The sequence below is a fragment of the Streptomyces sp. NBC_01622 genome, assembly GCF_045209635.1.
Lineage (GTDB): Bacteria > Actinomycetota > Actinomycetes > Streptomycetales > Streptomycetaceae > Streptomyces.
Genome location: NZ_CP109293.1, coordinates 8588355 through 8609609, shown reverse-complemented (window position 1 = coordinate 8609609; position 21255 = coordinate 8588355). Strand labels below are relative to the sequence as shown.

At 67.6% G+C, this 21255-nt stretch carries 16 protein-coding genes and 2 pseudogenes; 7 read left to right on the top strand and 11 right to left on the bottom strand.

Features of this window, described 5'->3' with window-relative positions:
* Positions 1-61: 61 nt before the first annotated feature.
* A pseudogene (locus OH768_RS39860) lies at positions 62-243 on the bottom strand (alcohol dehydrogenase catalytic domain-containing protein); the annotation flags it as partial.
* 571 nt (positions 244-814) lie between these two features.
* Here OH768_RS39860 and OH768_RS39855 point away from each other — a divergent pair.
* Positions 815-1849: a DUF3472 domain-containing protein gene (locus OH768_RS39855; protein ID WP_406465643.1), complete on the top strand. Its 1035-nt coding sequence runs from the start codon at positions 815-817 to the stop codon at positions 1847-1849.
* 36 nt (positions 1850-1885) lie between these two features.
* Here the strand turns inward: OH768_RS39855 and OH768_RS39850 are convergent.
* From OH768_RS39850 to OH768_RS39830, 5 genes and pseudogenes are all read right to left on the bottom strand, one after another.
* Positions 1886-2491: pseudogene (locus OH768_RS39850) on the bottom strand (transposase); the annotation flags it as partial.
* Positions 2492-2794: 303 nt separating this feature from the next.
* Entirely contained in the window at positions 2795-3268 is a 474-nt protein-coding gene (locus OH768_RS39845) for a DUF6221 family protein (RefSeq protein ID WP_406461155.1), read from the bottom strand.
* A 268-nt stretch (positions 3269-3536) separates the two neighbouring features.
* The gene (locus OH768_RS39840; protein WP_406461153.1) at positions 3537-4187 is read right to left on the bottom strand and encodes a hypothetical protein; all 651 of its coding nucleotides are present in this window, start codon (positions 4185-4187) and stop codon (positions 3537-3539) included.
* A gap of 1232 nt (positions 4188-5419) precedes the next feature.
* Complete coding sequence (locus OH768_RS39835) at positions 5420-5938, bottom strand: GNAT family N-acetyltransferase (RefSeq protein ID WP_406461151.1); 519 nt, start codon at positions 5936-5938, stop codon at positions 5420-5422.
* On the bottom strand, positions 5938-7194 hold the full coding sequence (locus OH768_RS39830) for an XRE family transcriptional regulator (protein ID WP_406461149.1): 1257 nt from the start codon (positions 7192-7194) through the stop codon (positions 5938-5940). The genes OH768_RS39835 and OH768_RS39830 overlap by 1 nt, the downstream gene beginning before the upstream one ends.
* Positions 7195-7352: 158 nt before the next feature.
* On the opposite strand from OH768_RS39830, the gene OH768_RS39825 reads away from it, so the two are divergent.
* Together OH768_RS39825 and OH768_RS39820 are read left to right on the top strand one after the other, a co-directional pair.
* Positions 7353-7775 carry an ATP-binding protein gene (locus OH768_RS39825; RefSeq protein ID WP_406461148.1) on the top strand — a complete coding sequence of 141 codons (423 nt, stop codon included), beginning with the start codon at positions 7353-7355 and terminating at the stop codon, positions 7773-7775.
* Positions 7772-7990, top strand: coding sequence for a hypothetical protein (locus OH768_RS39820; protein WP_406461147.1), 219 nt, complete (start codon positions 7772-7774; stop codon positions 7988-7990). The genes OH768_RS39825 and OH768_RS39820 overlap by 4 nt, the downstream gene beginning before the upstream one ends.
* Positions 7991-8101: 111 nt before the next feature.
* On the opposite strand, the gene OH768_RS39815 is transcribed toward OH768_RS39820, so the two are convergent.
* Positions 8102-9256, bottom strand: a complete 1155-nt coding sequence (locus OH768_RS39815) for a right-handed parallel beta-helix repeat-containing protein (RefSeq protein ID WP_406461146.1) — start codon at positions 9254-9256, stop codon at positions 8102-8104.
* Between the two features lie 236 nt (positions 9257-9492).
* On the opposite strand from OH768_RS39815, the gene OH768_RS39810 reads away from it, so the two are divergent.
* Positions 9493-11715: a family 43 glycosylhydrolase gene (locus tag OH768_RS39810; RefSeq protein ID WP_406461145.1), complete on the top strand. Its 2223-nt coding sequence runs from the start codon at positions 9493-9495 to the stop codon at positions 11713-11715.
* On the opposite strand, the gene OH768_RS39805 is transcribed toward OH768_RS39810, so the two are convergent.
* Complete coding sequence (locus OH768_RS39805) at positions 11708-12499, bottom strand: HAD family acid phosphatase (RefSeq protein WP_406461143.1); 792 nt, start codon at positions 12497-12499, stop codon at positions 11708-11710. The genes OH768_RS39810 and OH768_RS39805 overlap by 8 nt on opposite strands.
* Positions 12500-12700: 201 nt before the next feature.
* Here OH768_RS39805 and OH768_RS39800 point away from each other — a divergent pair, with 201 nt between their 5' ends.
* The 3 genes from OH768_RS39800 to OH768_RS39790 are packed head-to-tail and all read left to right on the top strand — an operon-like array spanning position 12701 to position 17839.
* The gene (locus OH768_RS39800; RefSeq protein ID WP_406461141.1) at positions 12701-13063 is read left to right on the top strand and encodes a hypothetical protein; all 363 of its coding nucleotides are present in this window, start codon (positions 12701-12703) and stop codon (positions 13061-13063) included.
* Positions 13053-17372: a DUF6531 domain-containing protein gene (locus OH768_RS39795; RefSeq protein WP_406461140.1), complete on the top strand. Its 4320-nt coding sequence runs from the start codon at positions 13053-13055 to the stop codon at positions 17370-17372. Before OH768_RS39800 ends, OH768_RS39795 begins: the two co-directional genes overlap by 11 nt.
* The gene (locus tag OH768_RS39790) at positions 17372-17839 is read left to right on the top strand and encodes a hypothetical protein (protein WP_406461138.1); all 468 of its coding nucleotides are present in this window, start codon (positions 17372-17374) and stop codon (positions 17837-17839) included. Before OH768_RS39795 ends, OH768_RS39790 begins: the two co-directional genes overlap by 1 nt.
* A 48-nt stretch (positions 17840-17887) precedes the next feature.
* Here the strand turns inward: OH768_RS39790 and OH768_RS39785 are convergent, their stop codons facing one another.
* Genes OH768_RS39785 through OH768_RS39775 form a run of 3 tightly spaced genes read right to left on the bottom strand, consistent with a single transcriptional unit; the run spans position 17888 to position 21234 of the window.
* The gene (locus OH768_RS39785) at positions 17888-19000 is read right to left on the bottom strand and encodes a right-handed parallel beta-helix repeat-containing protein (RefSeq protein WP_406461136.1); all 1113 of its coding nucleotides are present in this window, start codon (positions 18998-19000) and stop codon (positions 17888-17890) included.
* A gap of 42 nt (positions 19001-19042) precedes the next feature.
* Positions 19043-20065: a pectinesterase family protein gene (locus OH768_RS39780; RefSeq protein ID WP_406465641.1), complete on the bottom strand. Its 1023-nt coding sequence runs from the start codon at positions 20063-20065 to the stop codon at positions 19043-19045.
* Between the two features lie 2 nt (positions 20066-20067).
* Positions 20068-21234 carry a pectinesterase family protein gene (locus OH768_RS39775; RefSeq protein ID WP_406461135.1) on the bottom strand — a complete coding sequence of 389 codons (1167 nt, stop codon included), beginning with the start codon at positions 21232-21234 and terminating at the stop codon, positions 20068-20070.
* Positions 21235-21255: the final 21 nt, after the last annotated feature.

Genomic DNA, 21255 nt, shown 5'->3' with positions numbered 1-21255 from the left:
AGGCACTTTCGTGTTTCCGCTCAAGATCCGGACACAGCAACAAGTGAAACGCGCAGGCTAGGCGAGCGTCGACGCCTTCGCCGACCGCGTCGACGACTCCGGCCGCGTCGCTGTGCGGGATCACCCGCGGATACGGCATCGCCGAGCCGAGCCAGCCGCGCCGCTTCTTGGTCTCGCCGGGGGTGACGCCCAATACCGCTCCCGGACCCGGACTTCGCCGGGGCCGGGAGCGAGGTCCGGCAGCTCGTCGACCTACTACGTCGGCATCACCTACGTCCCCACCTACCTCGGCGCTGTCAGCGGCTTCGGCGAGGCCGACTTGCTGCGGCTGTCCACCGTCGCCGCGTTCGCCGTCATCGTCGTCACACCGTTCGCAGGAGCCCTGTCCGACCGCATCGGCCAACGCCCCGCACTCATGCTCTTCGGCGCCCTGGCCGTGGTCCTGGTGACGTGGATGCTGTCAAGCAGCAGGGGGGAGCTTCACCCCTCCGCGCCAGCCACGCCTGTCTCGGCACTTGCGTCCTACATGGGACCATTTGCCTGGAATCTATGGTTCCAAGGTATCTGGTTCTCTACCGGAAATTCTGAGTCAGGCGGGTGCAAGGCTATGCCTTTGGGCGGCAGTAGATTGAGGGCGGCAGCAGCGCTGCGCGCGGCGAAAGTGTTGTTCACCGTGGCAGTGGGGCTCGTCGGACTAGTGGGCGCTGGGCCTGCTGTAGCGATGACGGGGCGATCGGGGTCGGTGGAGTCCGGCCCATCGGCGACGGCTCCGCAGTCGGTCGCTGCCGCGCAGTCGCGCGTAGTTGCCGGCGGGATGGCGGTGATCGACCGGTCGTGGCCCAACACGGCGAACGGCTACGACGATTTCGAGACGTCCATCACCATCACCCGGGAGCCCGGCTACAACGGTCAGACGTTCTGGGCGCACCAGTGGGGCTATGCCAAGCACCCCGAGGGTGGTTATGTCGGACTGCAGAACAGAACCGGCAACGACAAGTACATCAACTTCTCCATCTGGGGTGCCTCCGGCTGGCGCGACATGGGCAGCGGGACCAACTGTCGGTTCTTCGGCCATGAGGGCAGCGGCGTGCAGTGCGACGCTCGTTACGCCTGGCAGGAGGGCGTCACCTACCGCATCAAGGTAGCCAGGTCCGGTCCCGACGGCTGGCTGGCTTCCATCACAAACACCCGCACCGGCAGCACCAGCCACGTAGCGACCATCGTCCTGCCGCAAGACCGCGGCGGGCTGAGCACCCTGAGTCAATGGGTGGAGAACTTCGCCCAGGGGAGCAACCAGCCGGCGAGCTGTGCTGTTGTTCCCCCGGCGACCGCGATCTACGGCAGGCCGACGGCCAACGGCGGCACCGTCACGCCGACCGGCAGTACGTCCCGCACCTACGGCAACTGTGCCTCCATCGCCAAGTCCGTGTGCACGCCCGAGCAGATGTGCACACTCACCGTCAACCAAGGGAATCTGCCGAACCGGGCAAAGCTGCAGAACATCCACAGCAACTACTGTCTGGACATGCTCGGCGGCGGACCTGACGCCGGCCTGTGGCACTGCCAGAGCAACGCAAACCAGCTCCTGACACAAGACACCACCTACCGGCTGACACTCTCTGAAAAGCCCGGGCTGTGCTTGACCGCGGAAACCAGCGGACCGGTGAAGTCGGCGGCCTGCGGCAACGGCGCTGCACAGCAGTGGATGTACATGCCGGGCAGCCAGGCGTACTTCAACGCAGGAACCGGAAAGTGCCTGGACCCACTGGAGAACGCCGCGCTCGGCGCCCTTCTTCGCGTCTACGACTGTCTGGGTAACAGTTTCCAGAAGTGGCGGCCCATTCCCTAGCCTCGCCGTTTTGGTTGGCGCGATGTGATCGGCGGCAGTGTTGGCTCCGGAGTTCCCGGGCCGCAGCCGCCCCGACACGGCCTCGCCGGTGTTCGCGAGGAAACACAGCAGCGGGTAGAAGCCGAAGCCGCCCTTATAGGTGGGTGCAGCCTGCTCTTTCTCGGAGTGGCAGGTCACCAGCGTGGCGTCGAGGTCCAGAACCAGGCCGGGAAGTTCTCGTCCGCCAGCTTGATCAGCAGGTATGCCCTCGCCGGTCTCGGCGGCCTGCATCCAGGCGACTTCCCGGGCTGAACCGCGGGCCGCTCGCAGCGAAGCGAGTGCAGCCTCGTCGGTGTCGGCGAGCAACCGCCAAGCGGTGGGCGTGGAGGCGAGCGGGCCGAACACCCCTGCCTGGTCCCGTAGCACGGCCAGGTCCGCGATGGCCTCACCGCCGTCGGCGAGCATCACCGCCAGGTCGGTGGCGATCCGGCCGGGGTCATGCCCGGTCCCGCGCGGCCGAAGCGGCCTGAGCGCGGCGGAGTATGCGGCGGTCCGCCCGGTGGCATCGGCGAGATCCGCCAGCAGCCGTGTCCCGGCGTGGCCAACCACCCCCGAACCATCGGCGCTGACCTGGATCTTGGGACGCAACCCGATAGCCTGCACGTAGAAAGTGCCCTCCGCCTGGACCGACAGAACCCCTCAGCAGGGTTCATCGTCCCAGGCAGGAAGGCACTTTCGCGTTTCCGCCCCGAAGCCGGCCGTACCCAAGTGAAACGGCAAGGCTAGTCGCGTGCACCAACAGTCTTGGTCCGGCGGGCCCAGTGACTCGCACGCCGGGCGCGGCTCCGCCACCCTCCGCCGTCGCGAGGGTGACCATGAACTTGGGAAGCTGTGGGCGTTTGGGGGTGGTTTAGGCGCTGAACTGGGCGAACGGCGGACCTATGGCATCGACGGGCTCGGTTGTCTTCACCGTGATTCCCCACTGTTCCCCGCCTTATCTGGTGCGCCTGTGGTGCGGTCGCTCCGTTCCTCGGTTACCCGGTTCGGCTTGTAGCGCTCGGGAAAGTCGGGGTGTTCCTGGTAGGGCAGGGCGAGATCGAGTAAGTCGTCGCAGGGCCAGAGGTCACCGTCGAACTGGCAGTCGTCACGGTCGTCCCAAGGTCGCTCGGGATCACCGTCGGCCGGGCTGAGCGTGTACCGGTTCAGCACACGCTGCTTGGCCTCGACTTCGCGCAGCACGCGGGCAGGGTCGTACAGGGCCACGTGCCGCGCGATCGCGGTGTGGAAGCTGCTGAGATCACCCCGGCCGAAGTCGACTGCGGCCCCGTGCGCGGTCCATGCTGGGGAGAATCCGGCCCTGTCACAGCGCCGGGCCAGGTCGGCGTCCTCGTCCAGGCGCGCCTTGAGGAACGCCACCAGGTCGTTGGGGCATGGCGGCATTCCCAACCATGGCGCGTCCCCCAGCGCTTGCTTTACGCCCGTCGCTCATCTCCGAGCGTTGGACCAAGACCATTTCCAACTGTGGGGGGTGGGGTTGTGGGGTGTGTGCGGCGCGTTCGTCTGCGTTCATCCGCGGATGGTTGGTGTACAGGAGTGGGCTTGTGGTCTCGCCTGAACGGCGGTGAACGAGACGGGAACTGAGACGGTGTTTGACCAGGCTGGTTGACTCATTGCGATGACGGTTGGATTCAACGATGGTGTAAGTGGCCTATTTGATGGTGCCGGTCCAATGCGGATCTTCGCCGAGGTAGGCGCTGTCGTCCTGTAGGAAGGCGTCGTCGGTGCGGCTCATGGTGAAGACAATCTGCGTGCCGTCGCTCTTGGCGATGGTGTACTCGGACGTGAACCTGCCGCCGCGGCCCGGAGCAAGGCGGCCCGTCATCTCCTTGGAGTCGACCTCGACGTAAATGGACTCGGTCTCGCCCCCGTTGGTGGCGCCCTTTGCGTCGGAGCTCATGTCGTCGAGGTCGTATGGCTTGGTGGTGCCGTTTGTGACGGTCCACACGACGCGGAACGCGGTCTTGTCGGCGGACGGCTTGTCGCCGTACTCCCCGTACCGGGTGATCTTGTTGATGCCGTTGACCTGTACCTTCATGCCGTCCTTGTAGGCGAAGGTGTCCCCGACGGCCAACTCGGTGTTCGGTTTGTCGGTGGTTGGAACTGCACTGTTGCTGCTGCACTGATCGATCCAGTCGGACTGTGACAGCGTTGAGTTGGGCCCGCAATCAGGCGACTTCGATGAGGCCTTGTCCGCGGTGGGCGTCGCGCGCTCTGCTGCGCCTTGCTCGTGACTGCCGGCACAGGCGGTTAGCGTGGCAACGAATGCGGCGATGGCGACGAGCACCGTTCTGCCGTGCATAGTCCCTCCCCCAAGGGCGGTACTGAGACTGACCATTGTCGCGTTGATGTAGCAGGGGTGAATGTGCGCGCGCGCTTTGTGTCGGAGATGTGATACGCGCGCTCCGCCGCAGCGACGGGCCTTTTCTCGGTGAACGGGATACCAGAAACCGCTCGCTCTTCGGGCCGCAGCGACCTCGGCTCAGGCACCTGCGTTAGCGGCGACGCAGACGTACTCAGGGGGTTGTGTCCCGCCATCGTCCGGGAAGTCCAAAACGGCCGGGTAGGTCATCCGGGTGTCCGGGTACGACTGCGCGCAGTCTGGGGGACTGTCGTAGAAGACGGATGTGCCGTCCGTTTGAATCGCTTGTCCGTCCGTGCCGACCAGGTCAGCCCCGCACTGGTATCCCGGTGCGTTCATGAGCAGGGTGGCGTCCTTCCCTGTGCCGTCGCTGCTGCCCGTCCAGGCGAGGCAGTAGCTGGATGAGGGATCTCCGCCAGTGGCTGGCTCCGAGATGACGTGGATGGCTTGGATGGGTGTGGGCCCACCGCAGAGCGCCTCAATGTCAGTTACGTACCAGGGCGCCCCCGGGCTGCAGACGTCCGTCTTCGACTCACAACTTGCCTCGCCGCGAGGTGTCTTGTACGTCACCTGAACGCATGTGGGCGCCTTGCTCACCGTGGTCGACGGCGTCGTGACCACAGAGGGAGATGCCATCCACGACGGGGAGGAGGCAGCGGTCTTCGCCCTCTGAGCTCCGGGTGCACTGCGCGTCGCTGTCGCTTGGGTATGGGGTGCGGCGGCGACGGAGTGACCGTCTCCTGCCGTGTGACGCAGGAGCAGAGCTACGCAAACCCCGAGGACGATCGCCACGGCTCCCCCTGCCATCGTGGCCTTCCAGGGGAAGCGCTGGGGCGGGGCCTCACGGATGACAGGGATGTTCTCCAGTGTGTCGCCGTTGTGGAAGGCGAGCACTTCATCAGGACGCGGCGGTCTCTGCGGAGATGGCGGTGTGCTCACTGTCCCCCCTGCTTGTGATGCGTGACACTCACGGTAAGGACACCTCGGGTCACGTGGGGCGAACTAGCTGGAAGAGCAACACCGTTGTGATTCACCCGACGGGAGCGGTTACCTGAAAAGCGGCTCCACGCCCACAACAGAGCACTACGGGTACGGCAACCTGATCGCGTCCATCGAACTCGGCCGACCACCCCTGTGCCGGTCCAAAGAGGGCGGTCCCCTGCGTTCTGCGCCTACGCCAGTGGCAGTTGAGCCAGCATCACGGCGAAGACCGGGGAGTCCGGGAAGGGCCGCTGTTCGCCCACCTTCTTGAAACCCCAGTCCTCGTACAGCGCCTGGACGCGGGGGTGTTCGACGTCCACCAGGAGGACGGCCAGGTCCTCCGTCCGGTCCTCCAGGAGGGCTCTGGAGAGGAGGTCAGCGACGCCCTGCTTCCGGTACGCCTGGCAGACAGCCAGCTCGGAGTAGGCGAAGGTCAGGGTCTTTTCGGGCGCCGGGTCGACGTACTCGCGCCACCACTCCCGGCCATCGACCGCCGGGGCTCCGTACGCGAACCCGACAGCCGTGTCCCCGTCCCACGCGATCACGCAGGAGTAGCCCTCGCGCGAGCCCCACTGGTCGACGAACCAGGGGAACTTCTTGCGGAACTCGTCCGGCCGCTCGCCCTGGGCATCCGCGTGAATGTCGGTGATCGTTTGCCGGATCTGCGGCAGGTCCTCACGGCTGTAGCGACGGACGTCCAGGTCGGCCATCAGGCTCGGCTCCATTCGGATCGGTAGCGGTCTCCCCACTCTCGGGCGATCGACGCGTCCGGCGCAAGAGTGATCAAGTCCCGGTAGAAATCGCCGAGTAGGGATCGCATACGGCCGGGGATCGGGTGGTCGGACATCAGCTCGAAGACTTCAGAGGCCGACCTGCATGCCGGGTCCAAGTCCCGCTGGTGGACCTGCGTCAGGGCTAGTCGGGCCGTGGCCAGGGCACAGTTTCGCTTGAAGGTTTTCGGAATGCCGCTCAGTGCCTTGTGGGAGGCGGCTTCGGCCTCGGCGGAGTCCCCGATCCGGTCCCGGGCGATGGCTGTCATCGCGGTCAACTCGGCCACCCCGTAGAAGCCCACCCAGCTCGGGCGGGTCTCGTCGTCGGTCGCCTTGGCCAACGTCTCCTCGGCGTACCCGAGAGACCTGATGGTGGCCTGGCGGTCGCCGAGGGTGGCGTGGGCGAGGGCCGTACGGGCGTGGGCGAGGGAGCCGTAGAAGGGGTCCCGTCTGGCAATCGCAGTTGATTGGGCCGCGTATCCGGCGTCCACCGCATCAGTGAACTTGTCCCACTGGTGGGCGAGCATCGCGTACGAGTTCCAGACTCGCAGTTCTACGACGGGATCCTTGGCCATCCCGGCGAGGTACAGGGCGCGGTCCAAGCGGGTCTGGGCGCGGTCGAGTTGGCGGCCGTCGATGGCAGCCCACGCTGCCGTCGAAAGGTAGTTGGCAGCCACTGAGTACAGCCGTTGGCGGATGCGCTGGGAAGCGGCCTGCCCGACCTTGCCGAGTGCCTCGTCCGCACCGGCGAGCGCCGACCGCTCCAAGTCTTCGTGTCCGCCTCTGGACGCGTCCAGAGCCATCAGGGCGTCCAGTCCGCTACGTAGGCGGATCACATCGGCTGTGCCGACAGACATTGGCCGCGAATCCAGGATGGGCGCCGCGACGGCGGCAGCGGTGCCGGTGAGGAAGTTCCTGCGCCTCACGGATGACTCCGGTTCGGTGGTGGTGTGTGACGCCGTAGGCGGACTGAAGCCCAACTCCTCGGCCGTACAACCGAATACTGCCTCTAAGGCTTCGCGTTGGCGGGGGTGGGGCCAGCGGGTCTTTCCGGTGAGCCAGTTCCGGACGGTACGGTCACTCACCGTTCCTTCGTCTCCACGAGCGCGCAGGAAGTCGTTCACGGCTTCAGCCAACTCGGCCTGTTTGAGGGCCGACTCGCCCATGGCGTTGATGAGGCTCGCGTTCCCCTCCATGCACCCACGGTAGCCACTTCAACCCCGTGAGTAGGTGTGAGTGGCGAGAAATTTCCGGTTGCCCACGATGCGCACGGGGCCGACTTTTCCTCCTCGCCACGAGTGCGCAGCCGTTGACTTGAGCGAGGCCGTCGTCCACCGACACCCCTGAGGTCCAGATGATCGTGTCAGCGCAGCCACGCCCCATCGGGCACCCCGGATACTCCGAGACCCTTCCTGCTCTGGAGGAGAGTGCCGATGCAGCCCGCAAGCTGGTCAGAACTGCGCTGGCCGCCTGGCACCTGGACGAGCTGACGGACTCGGGGGTTCTCCTCGTCACGGAGTTAGTGGCCAACGCGATCAAGCACACGAACACCCGGAACATCCGGGTCGTCGTCTCCAGACCTAGCGAGCGGTTCGTACGGATCGGTGTGGTCGACAAGGCCCGCGCGTTGCCGCAGATGGTCAAGCCCGGCGACGACCTGTCCACCAGTGGTCGGGGTCTCCTGCTGATCGATGCCCTGGCCGAGCGCTGGGGGACGGACATGTACCGCTGGGGCAAGCAGGTCTGGGCAGAGCTCCTGAGCGAGTCAGCCGTATGAGCGAGAAGAAGGCTCGGGCGTGGGTCGGCGACCAGGTCTATGACGCCGACGCGGGCAGGGAAGGCATCGTCACCGACGTGACGGGCGACGGAACGTACGTCCTGGGCCCCGTCTGCATGTGGACGGCCACCTGGACAGCTCCCAGCGACGAGAAGCTGAAGGTCACCCTCCGCCGCGAGGAGCGGAACAAGCAGTATCGGGAGCTGGGTTGGTAACCCGCCCCAGAAACAGAGGAAACTCCCCGGTCGACTCGCAGCGACCGGGGCCTTTCGCGCATCACCTCTGCGCGTCGTCCCGTGAAAAGCGGAGTCCGCGGGTGGGGCACCTCAGTCCATCGTCGCACCGATAGTCGTAGACCCCGTCGTCAGGAACGTCGTCGCCGGCAGCGTGCCGCTCGACGAACGGGCGCCGTACGCCGTCGTCGCGTCCACGGACTTGAAGGACGGGGTAGCGACCCCGCCGTCCCAGTTGTTGGCCGCGGACACCGTCGACGAACCGAGCTTGTCCGGGCCGCCCTTGTTGCCGGCGGCCAGGTTGCGGGCGAGGCGGGACTTGCTCGTGGCGAAGAAGAAGCCGGCCGCCGTGTTGGAGTACGCGGTGTTGCGGTTGAGGATGATCGCGCCGGTGTTGGAGTTCTCGGTGAAGCCGTTGAGGCTGTTGTCCCAGGCCGCGTTGTCGTTGACGACGTGGGCGACCGCGACGCCTCCGCCGCCGAGCTTGAAGCCGTTGCCGTTGCCCTCGAAGGCGGAGTCGTTCCAGCGGTTCTTGCCGTTGCCGAAGGCCCAGGAGTGCTCGATGGTGACCGGCGAGGAGAACTGCCAGAGGTCGAGGCCGTCGTCGGAGTTGTTGTAGAGGCGGGCGCCGGTGACCTTGTTCCCCGTGCCGGAGCCGAATTTGATGGCGATGCCGTCGGCGTTCTGGCCGTGCCCGGCGGCGTCGTAGTTGCCGTAACTGTCCAAGTTCTGCACGAGGTTATTGGTCGTGCCGTCGCCGCGCAGGGTGAAGCCCGAGTCACCGTTGTTCGCCGTGACCAGGTTTTTGAAGATGCCGCCAACCGACGAGGTGACAACAAAGCCCTGGGCCGGGGAGTTCTGGAAGGTGAGGTTCTGGACGGTCCAGTAGTCGCCGTAGATACCGGCCAGCCACTGGCCCGCCGGCAGCTTGGAGCCGTCGATCTTCACCTTCTCCGTGCCGTACGCCTGCAAGGTGATGCGGGCCGAACTCGTGCCGTTCGCCGTGGACTTGAGGGTCGCGGCCGGGGTGTAGGTGCCCGCCCTGACCTGGATGACCGTCCCCGCCGTGGCGTTGGCGACGGCCGACTCCAGCTGGGCGGTGGTGGACACGGTGACCGTCGACGAAGCGGCTTGTGCGCCGCCGCTGTTGAGGCCGAGGTAGACGCCGCCCGCCCCTGCGGCGACGGCCACCGCGGCGGCGATCGAGAGGGTGCGGGTCCTGCGGTGGCGTCCGGTACTCGTACGCACGGCGTTGGTTCCTTTCCTGGATGACGAGGACGAAACGGGCCGGAGGGGCCGCCCCGGCCCGTTTCTGGTTCCTGGTCGCCGCCGTGGCCGGAAAGGTTGCCACGGCCACGGGAGGAGAACCGAAACTTTCGATCAGCCCGGCCCCACCCGCACCGATTGACGCACCGCACCCCACTGGTGACACTCCGAAGGCACAGCCACTCAACAGAATCCCCCACACCCCCACAGGATGTGCCATGCGACCCCGCACCGCCCGCGCCCTCCTGCTCCCCTTCCTGGCCCTCCTCCTCAGCCTGCTCGCCGCCCCGCCCAGTACCGCGTACTCAGGAGCACCGCCCGTGACCCATCCCAAGTACGCCGGCTATCTCTTCGCCTACTTCACCGGCGAGGGCACCGCCGACGGCGAGCAGATCCGCTACGCCCTCAGCCGTGGCAACGACCCGCTGCACTGGCGGGAGTTGAACCAGGGCAAGCCGGTCCTGACGTCGACGATCGGCGAGCAGGGGCTGCGCGACCCGTTCGTGATCCGCTCGCCGAAGGGCGACAAGTTCTATCTGATCGCCACCGACCTGCGGATGTACCAGAACAGCAGCGGCAGTTGGGACGACGTCCAGCGGCACGGCAGCAAGTCCGTGATGATCTGGGAGTCGACCGACCTCGTCCACTGGACCGACCAGCGGCTGGTGAAGGTGGCCCCCGACAACGCGGGCAACACCTGGGCGCCGGAGGCCTACTGGGACGACTCGCTCGGTGAGTACGTCATCTTCTGGGCGTCGAAGCTGTACGCCGACGACGACCCCGACCACACCGGCTCGACGTACAACCGCATGATGTACGCGACGACGAAGGACTTCCGTGCCTTCAGCGCGCCGAAGGTCTGGGACGACCCCGGTTACTCGGTGATCGACTCAACCGTCGTGAAGTACAAGGACACTTACTACCGCTACACCAAGGACGAACGCGACCCGTCCTCCAGCTCCCCCTGCTCGAAGTTCATCACCGGCGAGAAGTCGACCTCGCTGACCTCCACGTCGTACGACTTCGTCTCCGAGTGCATCGGCAGCGGTGCCATCGAGCGGGGCGAAGGCCCGACGGTGTTCAAGTCCAACACCGGGAAGAAGTGGTACCTGTTCGTCGACGAGTACGGGCTGCGCGGCTACATCCCCTTCGAGACCACCGACCTCGACTCCGGCCGATGGACCCCGTCCACGGACTACCAACTCCCGGCAAGTCCCCGGCACGGCACGGTACTTCCGGTGACGCAGGCCGAGTACGACCGCCTGCTGGCCGCGTACCCGGCGACTGCGACCTCGATCGTGGACGCTACGGCGCACAGGCAGAAGGGGTACGCGGTCGTCACGGAGGCCTCGTCGAAGGTCGTGCTGCCGATGCAACCCGGCGCGGATCTGCGGCACTTGGCGCCGACGCTGGCCGTGGGCGCGGGGGCGAGGATCAACCCGCCGTCCGGTGGCCGACGTGACTTCCGCACACCGCAGCAGTACACGGTCACGGCCGCGGACGGGACGAGCCGGACCTGGACGGTGGAGGCGGTGCCGACGCGAAGTCCCGTGTTGCCGGGGCTGACCGCCGACCCCGACGTGCACTATCTCGACGGCCAGTACTGGATCTACCCGACGAGCGACGGCTACGCGAACTGGGGCGGGACGAGCTTCAAGGCGTACTCCTCAAGGGACTTGGTCCACTGGCAGGACCATGGAGTCGTCCTCGACCTGGGCCCTGACGTCTCCTGGGCCGACAAGAACGCGTGGGCGCCGGCGGTCGCGGAGCGCGACGGGAAGTACTACTTCTACTTCTGTGCCGAGCAACAGATCGGGGTCGCGGTGGCGGACTCGCCCGCAGGCCCGTTCAAGGACGCGCTGGGCCAACCCCTCGTGGGGAAAGGAAAGTTGGCGGGCCAGATGATCGACCCGGCCGTCTTCACGGACGACGACGGGCAGTCGTATCTCTACTGGGGCAACGGGCACGCGTACGTGGTGCCGTTGAACGCCGACATGACGTCGTACGACGCGACGAAGGTCAAGGACATCACGACGGACGACTTCCGTGAGGGGTCCTTCGTGGTGAAGCGCAAGGGCACGTACTACTTCATGTGGTCCGAGGACGACACCCGGAGCGAGAACTACCACGTGGCCTACGCGACGGGACCGTCCCCGCTCGGTCCGTGGACCAAGCGGGGCACGATCCTGTCCAAGAACCCCGAGTACGGCATCCTCGGCACCGGCCACCACTCCGTGGTGAACGCCCCGGGGACCGACGACTGGTACATCGTCTACCACCGGTTCGCCCTGAACGGGCCGGGAAAGCCTGGTGGGGACGGCACCCACCGGGAGACCACGATCGACCGCCTGCGGTTCGCGGCGGACGGGACGATCCTGCCGGTGGTGCCCACCCTCGGGTCGATCAGCCCGGTAGGGACTGCCCCCGTACGGACTAGCTGACGAAGTAGGTCGGGTTCGGGATCTTGTACGTCTTGTCGGCGTAGCCCCCGTCGAGGTCCGAGTACTGGTCGCCGAAGTTGGCGATGATGTTGTACCCGAGGTCCTCGATGTGCTTCCGGGTGCCGGACTTGTACTGCACGGTGGTGCAGGTCCAGGTGCCCGGAGTAGCGCAACTGCTCAGGTACGACGGCGGGTTGTCCGCGTCCTTCAGGAACATGTGGTCGGCGTCGAGGTCGACGTCCGCGCCGACCTTCTTCAGGTTGTCGACCGCGTAGGTGCGCTGCGACTCCTTCAGGCCCGAGTTGTAGAAGACCGTGACGCCCTTGGACGCGGCGTACTTGACCAGCTCGGGGGTGCCGAAGACCTCCGGGCGGTTGGCCTGCGCGACATACGCGGCCCAAGTGGCCGAGCTGTAGCCGTAGTTGTTCTTCTTCTCGTAGTCGAGGCTGAGCAGCAGCGTGTCGTCGATGTCGAAGACGACCGCGGGCTTGGCGCCCTTGTGGTGCTTGCGGACGGCCTCGTCGATGTACTTCTTGGCGGACGCGTCGATGCGCGCCAGGTCCTTGGCGTAGGGACTGGTCGCCGAGGCCTGGTAGACGCCGTTGGCGTCGAGCGTGGTGCCGTAGTAGGTGTCGATGTCCTTCGTCAACAGGCCGATGTTGTACGGCTCGTGGGTCGAGTTGGCCGTCGACTGGCCGGCCGTGGCGACGCCCGTGCCGTAGAGGGCTGCACCGGCGACGACACAGGCGGCGCCGACGGCGGCCGCTCTGAGGGACTTCCGCATGGAATCTCCGGATCTGGTTGTTTGGGTGATGCACCAGGCCAGGGACTGTCTACGCGCATCACACCGTGGAGGCGAGAGTCTTTATCCGATCGATACACAACCCACGGGCCGCGGAATTACCCCGCCATGGGGTGTACTTGACCCTCCCTTGGCCGGCTTCTCCTAGGGTCGTGGCTGCGACTGCGAACGGGGGAACGCGCGATGGGTGACGGAAAGGACCCGGCCAAGGTCCTCGACATCAAGACGGCCGACCTGAAGCGGACGGCTCCGGACTTCCAGACGGCGGCAGTTGATCTGGGCAAGGCACTGACCGCGCTCGTGAAGTCCCTCGACGGGCTGGGCGAGCCGTGGGGAGACGACAAGCAGGGCAAGGAGTTCGGCGACTCCTACAAGCCGCTGCAGAAGAAGATCGAGGGCGCGGCGGGCACGCTGGTGCTCGGGCTGACGAGCATTCACGAGGCCATGGTCGATCTGGCCGACGGTCATGTGGACAACGACGAGTTGATCGCCGGGATGTTCACCGAAGTGAAGGTCACCAAGGCGGACGGTGCCGGTGAGCGTTGAGGACGAGGCCCGGAAGATCCTGCTCGATCTGGGCATGTGGTGGCCGGAGGCGGACTCGGGGAAGCTGCGGTCGGCGGCGACTGCCTGGCGCACCTTCGCGGGCGCGGTCGACGATCTGCGGGGCCCGGTCCAGCAGAGCGCGTCGTCGGTCATCCACAACAACACGGGTGAGTCGATCGAGGCGTTCGGGAAGTTCTGGGGCCGCTACGCCAAGGACAAGGACAGCGGCTGGCTGAAGGACCTGGCCGACTCCGGGCGTGAAATGGCCACCGCGCTCGAGAAGTTCGCCGACGCGATCGACGACGCCATCAACAAACTCTGGACGCAGATCGGCATCGACGCGGCGGTGATCGCGGGCGGGGTGGCGCTGGCCTTCTTCACCGCGGGCCTCGCCTCCGGCGCCGCCGTCGCGGCGGCCGACCTGGTGATCGAGTTCGGTGCCGGGCTGGGTGTCGCGGTCTCCACGACGATCGCCGAGATCGCCGGGGGCACGCTGGTCGCCGCCGCGTTCGGCGGTATCGAGTCGGTGACCGTCGACCTGGCCGTGGCCCAGCCGTTGAAGATGGCGACCGGTCTGCAGCAGGGCTTCAGCCTCGACGAGGTGAATCAGGCCGCCAAGGACGGCATGCTCTTCGGCGGCGCGCTGGGCGCCGGCGGCGGGGTCGTCAAGGCGGGTATCGAGGGCGCGTTCAGCGATACGACACCGCTGTTGCTGCGGCCCGCGTCGCTCCGCCCCGATCTGGTCGAACTGGGCCCGGCCGCACGCACCGCCGACCGAACGCCCTGCGTCGGCGAGCCGATCGACGTGGCGACCGGCGCGATGCTGATGAGCGCGACGGACCTGGCGCTGCCGGGCGCGCTCCCCCTGGAGTTCACCCGCACCCACCTCTCCTCCTACCGCGGCGGTGTCCGCTTCGGCCCGACCTGGATCTCCACCCTCGACGAATGCCTCCAGATCGACGGTGAGGGCGTGGTGTTCGCGGCGGCGGACGGCATGCGCCTGGTCTACCCGGTGCCGGAACCGGGCGTGGCGACGATGCCGTTGAAGGGTGTGCGCTGGCCGCTGGAGTGGGACGGCAAGCCGGACAGCGCGATGACGGTCACCGACCCGGCGACCGGTGTGGTCCGCACGTTCGGCGCCCCGGTCCCCTCCCCGACCTTCGGCGTCTTCCATCTGGCGCTGGACTCCTGGAGCGACCGCAACGGCAACCGCGCCGATGTCGAACGCGACGACGAGGGCGTCCCGTTCGGCATCCGCCACTCCGGCGGCCACTACGTCGCCGTCGACACGACCGGCCCCCGCATCACCGCGCTGCGCCTGCTCGACGAAGCCCCGTCCCGCTACGGCCCCGAGGGCCCGGTGGGCGAAGGCACGGTCGTCATGCGCTACGGCTACGACGGCGCCGGCAACCTCACCGAGGTCGTCAACTCCAGTGGGGAAGCACTGCGGTTCGCGTACGACGAGCAGGGCCGGATCACCAAGTGGACGGACCGGAACGGGACTTGGTTCTGCTACGTCTACGACGAGCGCGGCCGGGTCGTGCGCACCGAGGGCGTCGACGGCATCCTGTCCGGGACGCTGGCCTACGACGACACGACGCGCACGACGACGTACACCGACTCGCAGGGCCGCGTCTCCACCCACCGGCACAACGCGGAGGGCCTGGTCGAGGAGGAGACCGACCCGCTCGGCAACGTCACCCGCACCCGCTGGGACGAGTACGGTTCCCGCCCCGTCACGGTCACTGACCCGCTGGGCCACACGACCCGGTACTCCTACGACGACTTCGGCAATCTCACCGAACTCACCCTGCCCAACGGGTCGTTGACGCGGGCGGCCTACAACGCGCTCGGTCTGCCGACGGAGGTCGTGGAGCCGGGCGGGGCGGTGTGGCGGCACACGTACGACGAGCGGGGAAACCTGCTGACGACGCTCGACCCGACGGGTGCCGAGACCGGCTACGCGTACGACGCGCACGGCTGCCCGACGGCGGTCACCGACGCGCTCGGCCACACCCGCACGCTGGTGTACGACGCGGCCGGTCTGCCGGTGTCACTGACGGACGAGTCGGGCCACACGACGTCGGTCCGCCGCGACTCCTTCGGCCGGATCATCGCGGTGACCGACCCGCTGAGCCATACGACCCGCATGGGCTGGACCCCGGAGGGCAAGCCGTCCTGGCGCGAACTCCCCGGCGGTGCAAGGGAGTCGTGGACGTGGGACGCGGAGGGCAACCTGAGTGTCCAAACGGACCCGGCGGGCAATGTCACGCACCACTTCGCCACCCATTTCGACGTGCCCGCCGCGCGGGTCGACCCGGACGGGGCGCGGTACGAGTTCGCGTACGACACGGAGTTGCGGCTGACGGAAGTGACCAGTCCGCAGGGGCGGACATGGTCGTACACGTACGACGAGGCCGGACGGCTGAGCACGGAGACGGACTTCAACGGGCGGACGCTGACGTACGAGCACGACGAGGCGGGGCGGCTGAGTCGTCGCACGAACGGCGCCGGGGAGACGCTGCGTTTCACCCGCGACGAGGCGGGACGCGTGGCGTCGCAGCACGCCGACTCGGGCGAGGTCACGACGTATGCCTACGGCCCGGACGGCAGGCTGGCCCGTGCGGCCAACGCCGAGGCCGATGTCGTACTGGAGCGTGACGCGCTGGGGCGGGTGCTGGCGGAGACGGTCGACGGGCGGCGCACCACGCACACTTACGACGCCCTCGGGCGTCGCGTCCGGCGGGTGACACCGTCGGGTCTGGCCTCGGACTGGTCCTACGACCCGGTCGGCCGCGCGCTTGCCCTGCGCACGCCCGCGGGTGCGCTGGACTTCTCCTACGACGCGGCGGGCCGCGAGATCGAACGCCGCATCGGTACGGAGGTGACGCTGACCCAGAGTTGGAGTGCGCGGGGGCAGCTCACCGGGCAGTCCCTGGCCGCCGCGGCACGAGCGGCCGGTGTCGAAGGGCTGCTGCAGCACCGGACCTACACCCACCGTGCCGACGGGTACATCACCGAGATCCGCGAACTCACCTCCGGCACCCGCCACTTCGACCTCGACACCATGGGCCGGGTCACGGGCGTACGCGCCCACGGCTGGACCGAGACCTACGCCTACGACACGGCGGGCAACGTGGTGAGCGCGACCGCGCCCGGCCGGCCTGACCCCGACGCACACGACATCGACGGCACCCTCGTCCGCTCTGCTGGCCGCAACACGTACGAGCACGACGCACAGGGCCGCCTCGTCCGCAGGACCCTCCGGCTGCTCAACGGCCAGAGCCGTACGTGGACTTACGCCTGGAACACCGAGGGCCGGCTGACCGAGGCGGGCACCCCGGACGGCGGTCAATGGCGGTACGCCTACGACCCGTTCGGCCGCCGGGTGTCCAAGTACCGGGTGACGGAGGACGGTTCGGCCGCCGAGCGCACCGAGTTCGCGTGGGACGGCACCTGTCTGTCCGAACAGACCGACCCCGACGGCCTGGTCACCACCTGGGACTACGAACCGGGGACACCACGCCCGGTGGCCCAGACCCTGCACGAACCGTCGGCCGCGGCCCCCAACTCGTCCTTCCTGGCCCGGCTGGCGGAGGAGACGCACCCCGCGCGGGCGGCCCGTTTCCACGCCGTGATCACGGACACCGTCGGCACCCCCATGGAACTGGTCTCCGCGACCGGGGACTTGGTCTGGCAGCACCGCACCAGCCTGTGGGGCACGGGCTTCCCGCCACTCGGGGACGACGACGCCACGGCGTACTGCCCGCTGCGCTTCCCGGGGCAGTACGCCGACCCCGAGACGGGGCTGCACTACAACCTGCACCGCTACTACGACCCCGGGACCGCCCGGTACCTCAGCCCGGACCCGCTGGGACTGGAGCCCGCGAGCAATCACCACAGCTATGTGCACGCCCCGCTCACCTGGGTCGACCCGCTCGGTCTTTCTCCGTGCAATTACGGCACGGACGACCTGTATTCGAGCGCCACCACCATCAAGAAGGGCCAACTGTCCCCGGCTGGCCGGGCCCTGCAGAAACACGGCGACCCGAGCCCCGGAAACCTGGCCAAACGAGGCCAGGCACATGTCGACATGTACAATTTCGGCAAGGTCACCAATAGCGAACGGACCGAGATCGCCAACGAAATGATCCAGGACATCCTGACGGATCCGAACGTGGTGGAGAAAGTGAACACGTCAGCCACGGCCCAATACGGTGGCATCACCAGGGATTTCCGGGTCCCGGGCGGCTGGGGTGCCCGATGGAGCTGGCGCGGAGGTCAGCTCACCTTTGAGGGGTTCCTGTAATGGCAGGTCAGCACGAGAGCGAACCGACGTACCGGGCACAGGACTTCGTCGCCGACGGATCCCTGCGCGACGTATGCGTACTCGACACCGCGCTCGACGACTGGCAGCACATGTTCGACGGACTGCGGAAGCTGCCGGGACGGCATGTCCTCACCTGGACACTCGCCGACACGACGGAAACCGGAATTCCCGAGGCCTCCGCCGTGTGGTCGAAACTCCAGGACGACCCGGAGGAATCGGCGAGCCTGGCTATCGAGATCGACGGAATCTGGTTCACCTCCTACTTCTTCGAGATCGAGGAGATCGAGTTCACCTTCGATCCGTCCGACGTGGTGGACGCGGAAACCTTCGCGCCGGTTCGCGATTTCGTGAAATGGCTTGGGAATTCAACAGGCCGGGAGGTCGTCGTCACCATGGAGGGAAACGACCACGCCTCCATGCCCGCTCTGCTGCGCTGGGCACCCTGACGGGTGCGGGCCCGGTCCTGGTTTCCCGAACCGGGCCCACGGATCAGGTCAGTTCATCGTCGCCCCGATCGTCGTAGACCCCGTCGTGAGGAACGTCGTCGCCGGCAGTGTGCCGCTCGACGAGCGGGCGTTGTACGTCGTCGACGCGTCCGTGGAGATGAAGGACGGCGTGGAGATGCCGGAGTCCCAGTTGTTGCCGGCCGAGGTGACCGCGGAGCCCTTGGTGACCGAGCCGCTGCCGTTGCTCACCGCGAGGTTCTTGCCGAGCTTGGCGGAGCTGGTGGCGAAGTAGTAGCCCCACTTGCTGTTGGCGTACGCGGTGGTCCGGTTGATGACGAGGGCGCCGGTGTTGGAGTTCTCGGTGAAGCCGTTGCCCGCGTTGCCCCAGGCGGCCGAGTTGTTGATGACGTGCGCGACGACCTCGCCGTCACCGCCCAGCTTGTAGCCGTTGCCGTCGCCCGCGAACGACGAGTCCGACCAGCGGTTGACGCCGTTGCCGAAGGACCAGGTGTGCTCGACGGTGACCGGGGTGGAGAAGGACCAGAAGTCGATCCCGTCGTCCGAGTTGTTGTACAGGCGTGCGCCGGTGACGAGGTTGCCGCTGCCGGAGCCGAACTTGATGGCTACGCCGTCCGCGTTCTCGCCATGTGTCGCGGCGTCGTAATTGCCGTACGAGTCAAGGTTCTTGACCGTGTTGTTGACGGTGCCGTCGCCGGTGAGCGTGAAGCCGGAGTCACCGCCGTTGATGGTCTTGACGTTGTTCCAGTTGGTGCCGGTGCAGGACTGGCAGACGACCGCGCTGTCCGGGGAGTTCTGGAAGGTCAGGTTGGAGACGTTCCAGTAGTCGGCGGTCAGCTTGAAGATCCAGGAGCCGGACGGCAGCGACGAACCGTCGATCTTGACGGTCTCCGAGCCGTACGCGGTGAGCGTGACCGGCGAGGACGAGGTGCCGTTGGTCGTGGACTGGAGGGTGGCCGTCGGGTAGTACGTTCCGCCGCGCACCTGAATGACCGTGCCGGCGGCGGCACTTGAGATCGCGCTGGTCAGTTCGGCGGTCGTGTCGACGACGACCGTGGCGGCCTGGGCCTGGGTGGGGAGGACGGCGAGGCCGGCGCCGAGCGCCAGGGCCGTGGCCAGGGTGAGAGCGGTACGACGAGACATAGGAGTGCGGTCCTTTCGTCGTTCTCTTGCGGATGGGGGACTTCAGGGACGCCAGTCACCGAGGTAGGTCGCGGGGGTGTGCAACGCGGCCTCGGCGGCCATGAGTTGGGGCCGGTTCTCCGGGACGGTGATCACGGAGCCCGGGCCCGTGTTGCGGTACTCGTGGAAGCGCATCGACTGCCAGGGGTAGGCGTCGCGCATGTTCGTGTAGGGCGCGACCGGGTCGATACCGGGCCCGATCCGGGTGTCCCGCACGACGAGGGATGGCCAGGCCGTCGTCTCGTACGACGGGACCCACGGGCGGGCCAGCTTGTACGCGGCGTCCTCGGCGCCGGAGGTGATCCGGGAGCGGACCGCGAGAATGCCGCACGGGTTGGCGCGGGCGGTGGAAGGGGCGAAGACCATGCCCTTCGGCGTGAAGGTCACGTCCCGTTGGAGGGTGTGGAAGTGGCAGTCCGCGAAGACGGCGGTGGCCCGCCCGAAGACGAAGTCGACATCCCCCTCGATGTAGCAGTGGGTGAAGTACTGCCGGTCGAAGACGTCAAGCGCCGTCGTGTCCACAAACAGCGTGTCCTGGTGGGCCAGCAGTCGGACGCGTGAGAACCGCGAACGGTCGCCCGTCACATACGCGGCCACCGCCTGCGTGCCCGTGATCTCCGGATGGTCGGCGCGCAGCCAGTCGTTGGCGAGCGTGAGATCGCGGACGGTCAGCCCCGGCGCCGCAGAGGTGAAGGTCGCGGAGCCCGCCGTACCGTACGTCCCCGAACCGTCCGGTTTCTGCGTCCCGTTGGCGTTGTCGTAGACGATGACGACGGCACGCGGGTCACCGGTGGCACCGCGCAAGGTCAACTCCCCGACCCCCGCAGGCACGTTGACGACCTCGCGATACGTCCCCGGGTGCACGACGATCGTCCAGCCGCTGCCCTCCACGGCGTCCACGGCTGCCTGCACCGAGTCGCCGGGCCGGATGTGCAGCACACGACGACGGTCGAGGGCTACGGCGGGCACGGCACCGGCGGTCACCAGTCCCCCGGCGATCCCCGTCAGGAGCGTGCGTCTGCGCAGGGTCATCTCCGCCCCGGCTTCCAGTCGCCGAGGTAGACCTCTCGCGTCGCCGACCCGGCCTGTTCGGCGGTGAGTTGGGGCCGGTTCTCCGGGACGCCGATCACGGCACCGGGACCCGTGTTGCGGTACTCGGCGAACCGCTGGCTCTGCCAGGGATAGGCGTCCGACATGTTGGTGTACGGCGCCCCCGCGTCGATCCCCGTGCCGAGCGCCGTCTCCCGCACGGTGAGCATCGGACGGGCGGTGGTGTCCGAGCCGGGCACCCAGGGGCGGGCCAACTTGTAGTAGCCGTCCGGGGCTTGGCTGCTGAAACGGCTCTGCGTCACCAGGTATCCGCGCGGGTTGGCGACCGCCGTGGAGGGCGCGAAGACGAAGCCGTACGGTGCTGTCGCCAGGTCGGTGCGGTTCAGGGTCCGGAAGTGGCAGTGGTCGTAGACGGCCGTCGCCCGCCCGAAGACGAAGTCGACGTCTCCCTCGATGTAGCAGCGCGCGTAGTACTGCCGGGCGAAGACACCGAGGGCCGACGAGTCGGCGTACAGGGTGTCTTGGTGTCCGAGGAAGTGGCAGTCGAAGAACGCCGAACGGTCGCCCTGCACCTTGATCGCGACCGCCTGCGTACCGGTGATGTCGGGGTGCTCGGCGCGCAGCCAGTCGTTGGCGAAGGTGATCCGGCGGGCGGTGAAACCGTCGGTGCGGATGAGGGTGGTGGCCGAGCCGGAGGTGCCGTAGGTGCCCGAACCGTCGGGTTTCTGCGTCCCGTTGGCGTTGTCGTAGACGATGACGACGGCACGCGGGTCCTCACCGGCGCCGAGCCATGTCATCTCGCGCCCGGCGTCGCTGAGTTGGCCGGTCGCCGGGTCGGTGACGCCGACGGTGACCGGCTCGCGGTAGACGCCGGGCGCGATGACCAGGGTGTACCCGGCGCCGGTCGCGGCGGTGACGGCGGCCTGGACGGTCGTGAAGTCGCCCCGGCCGCGCCGGTCGACGTACAGGGTGAGCGGGGTGAGGCGCGCGGCCGGTGAACCGTAGCGGCCGAACGGACGGGGCCGGGCGGCGGCCGGGGCGGGGGCCGGGGCGAGGCCGAGCAGGGCGCCGGCGGTGGCGACGGCGCCCGCCGCGAGGAACCCCCGTCTGGACAACGGGCGTTGGAGGTGCTCGTGCAAGGGCATGCGGGTGCTCCTTATGACGAG

Excerpts from the sequence above, each read along its gene's own strand:
- OH768_RS39855 (WP_406465643.1), top strand. The coding sequence starts at position 815 with ATGGCGGTGATCGACCGGTCGTGGCCCAACACGGCGAACGGCTACGAC.
- OH768_RS39845 (WP_406461155.1), bottom strand. The coding sequence starts at position 3,268 with ATGCCGCCATGCCCCAACGACCTGGTGGCGTTCCTCAAGGCGCGCCTG.
- OH768_RS39840 (WP_406461153.1), bottom strand. The coding sequence starts at position 4,187 with ATGCACGGCAGAACGGTGCTCGTCGCCATCGCCGCATTCGTTGCCACG.
- OH768_RS39835 (WP_406461151.1), bottom strand. The coding sequence starts at position 5,938 with ATGGCCGACCTGGACGTCCGTCGCTACAGCCGTGAGGACCTGCCGCAG.
- OH768_RS39830 (WP_406461149.1), bottom strand. The coding sequence starts at position 7,194 with ATGGAGGGGAACGCGAGCCTCATCAACGCCATGGGCGAGTCGGCCCTC.
- OH768_RS39825 (WP_406461148.1), top strand. The coding sequence starts at position 7,353 with ATGATCGTGTCAGCGCAGCCACGCCCCATCGGGCACCCCGGATACTCC.
- OH768_RS39820 (WP_406461147.1), top strand. The coding sequence starts at position 7,772 with ATGAGCGAGAAGAAGGCTCGGGCGTGGGTCGGCGACCAGGTCTATGAC.
- OH768_RS39810 (WP_406461145.1), top strand. The coding sequence starts at position 9,493 with ATGCGACCCCGCACCGCCCGCGCCCTCCTGCTCCCCTTCCTGGCCCTC.
- OH768_RS39805 (WP_406461143.1), bottom strand. The coding sequence starts at position 12,499 with ATGCGGAAGTCCCTCAGAGCGGCCGCCGTCGGCGCCGCCTGTGTCGTC.
- OH768_RS39800 (WP_406461141.1), top strand. The coding sequence starts at position 12,701 with ATGGGTGACGGAAAGGACCCGGCCAAGGTCCTCGACATCAAGACGGCC.
- OH768_RS39790 (WP_406461138.1), top strand. The coding sequence starts at position 17,372 with ATGGCAGGTCAGCACGAGAGCGAACCGACGTACCGGGCACAGGACTTC.
- OH768_RS39785 (WP_406461136.1), bottom strand. The coding sequence starts at position 19,000 with ATGTCTCGTCGTACCGCTCTCACCCTGGCCACGGCCCTGGCGCTCGGC.
- OH768_RS39775 (WP_406461135.1), bottom strand. The coding sequence starts at position 21,234 with ATGCCCTTGCACGAGCACCTCCAACGCCCGTTGTCCAGACGGGGGTTC.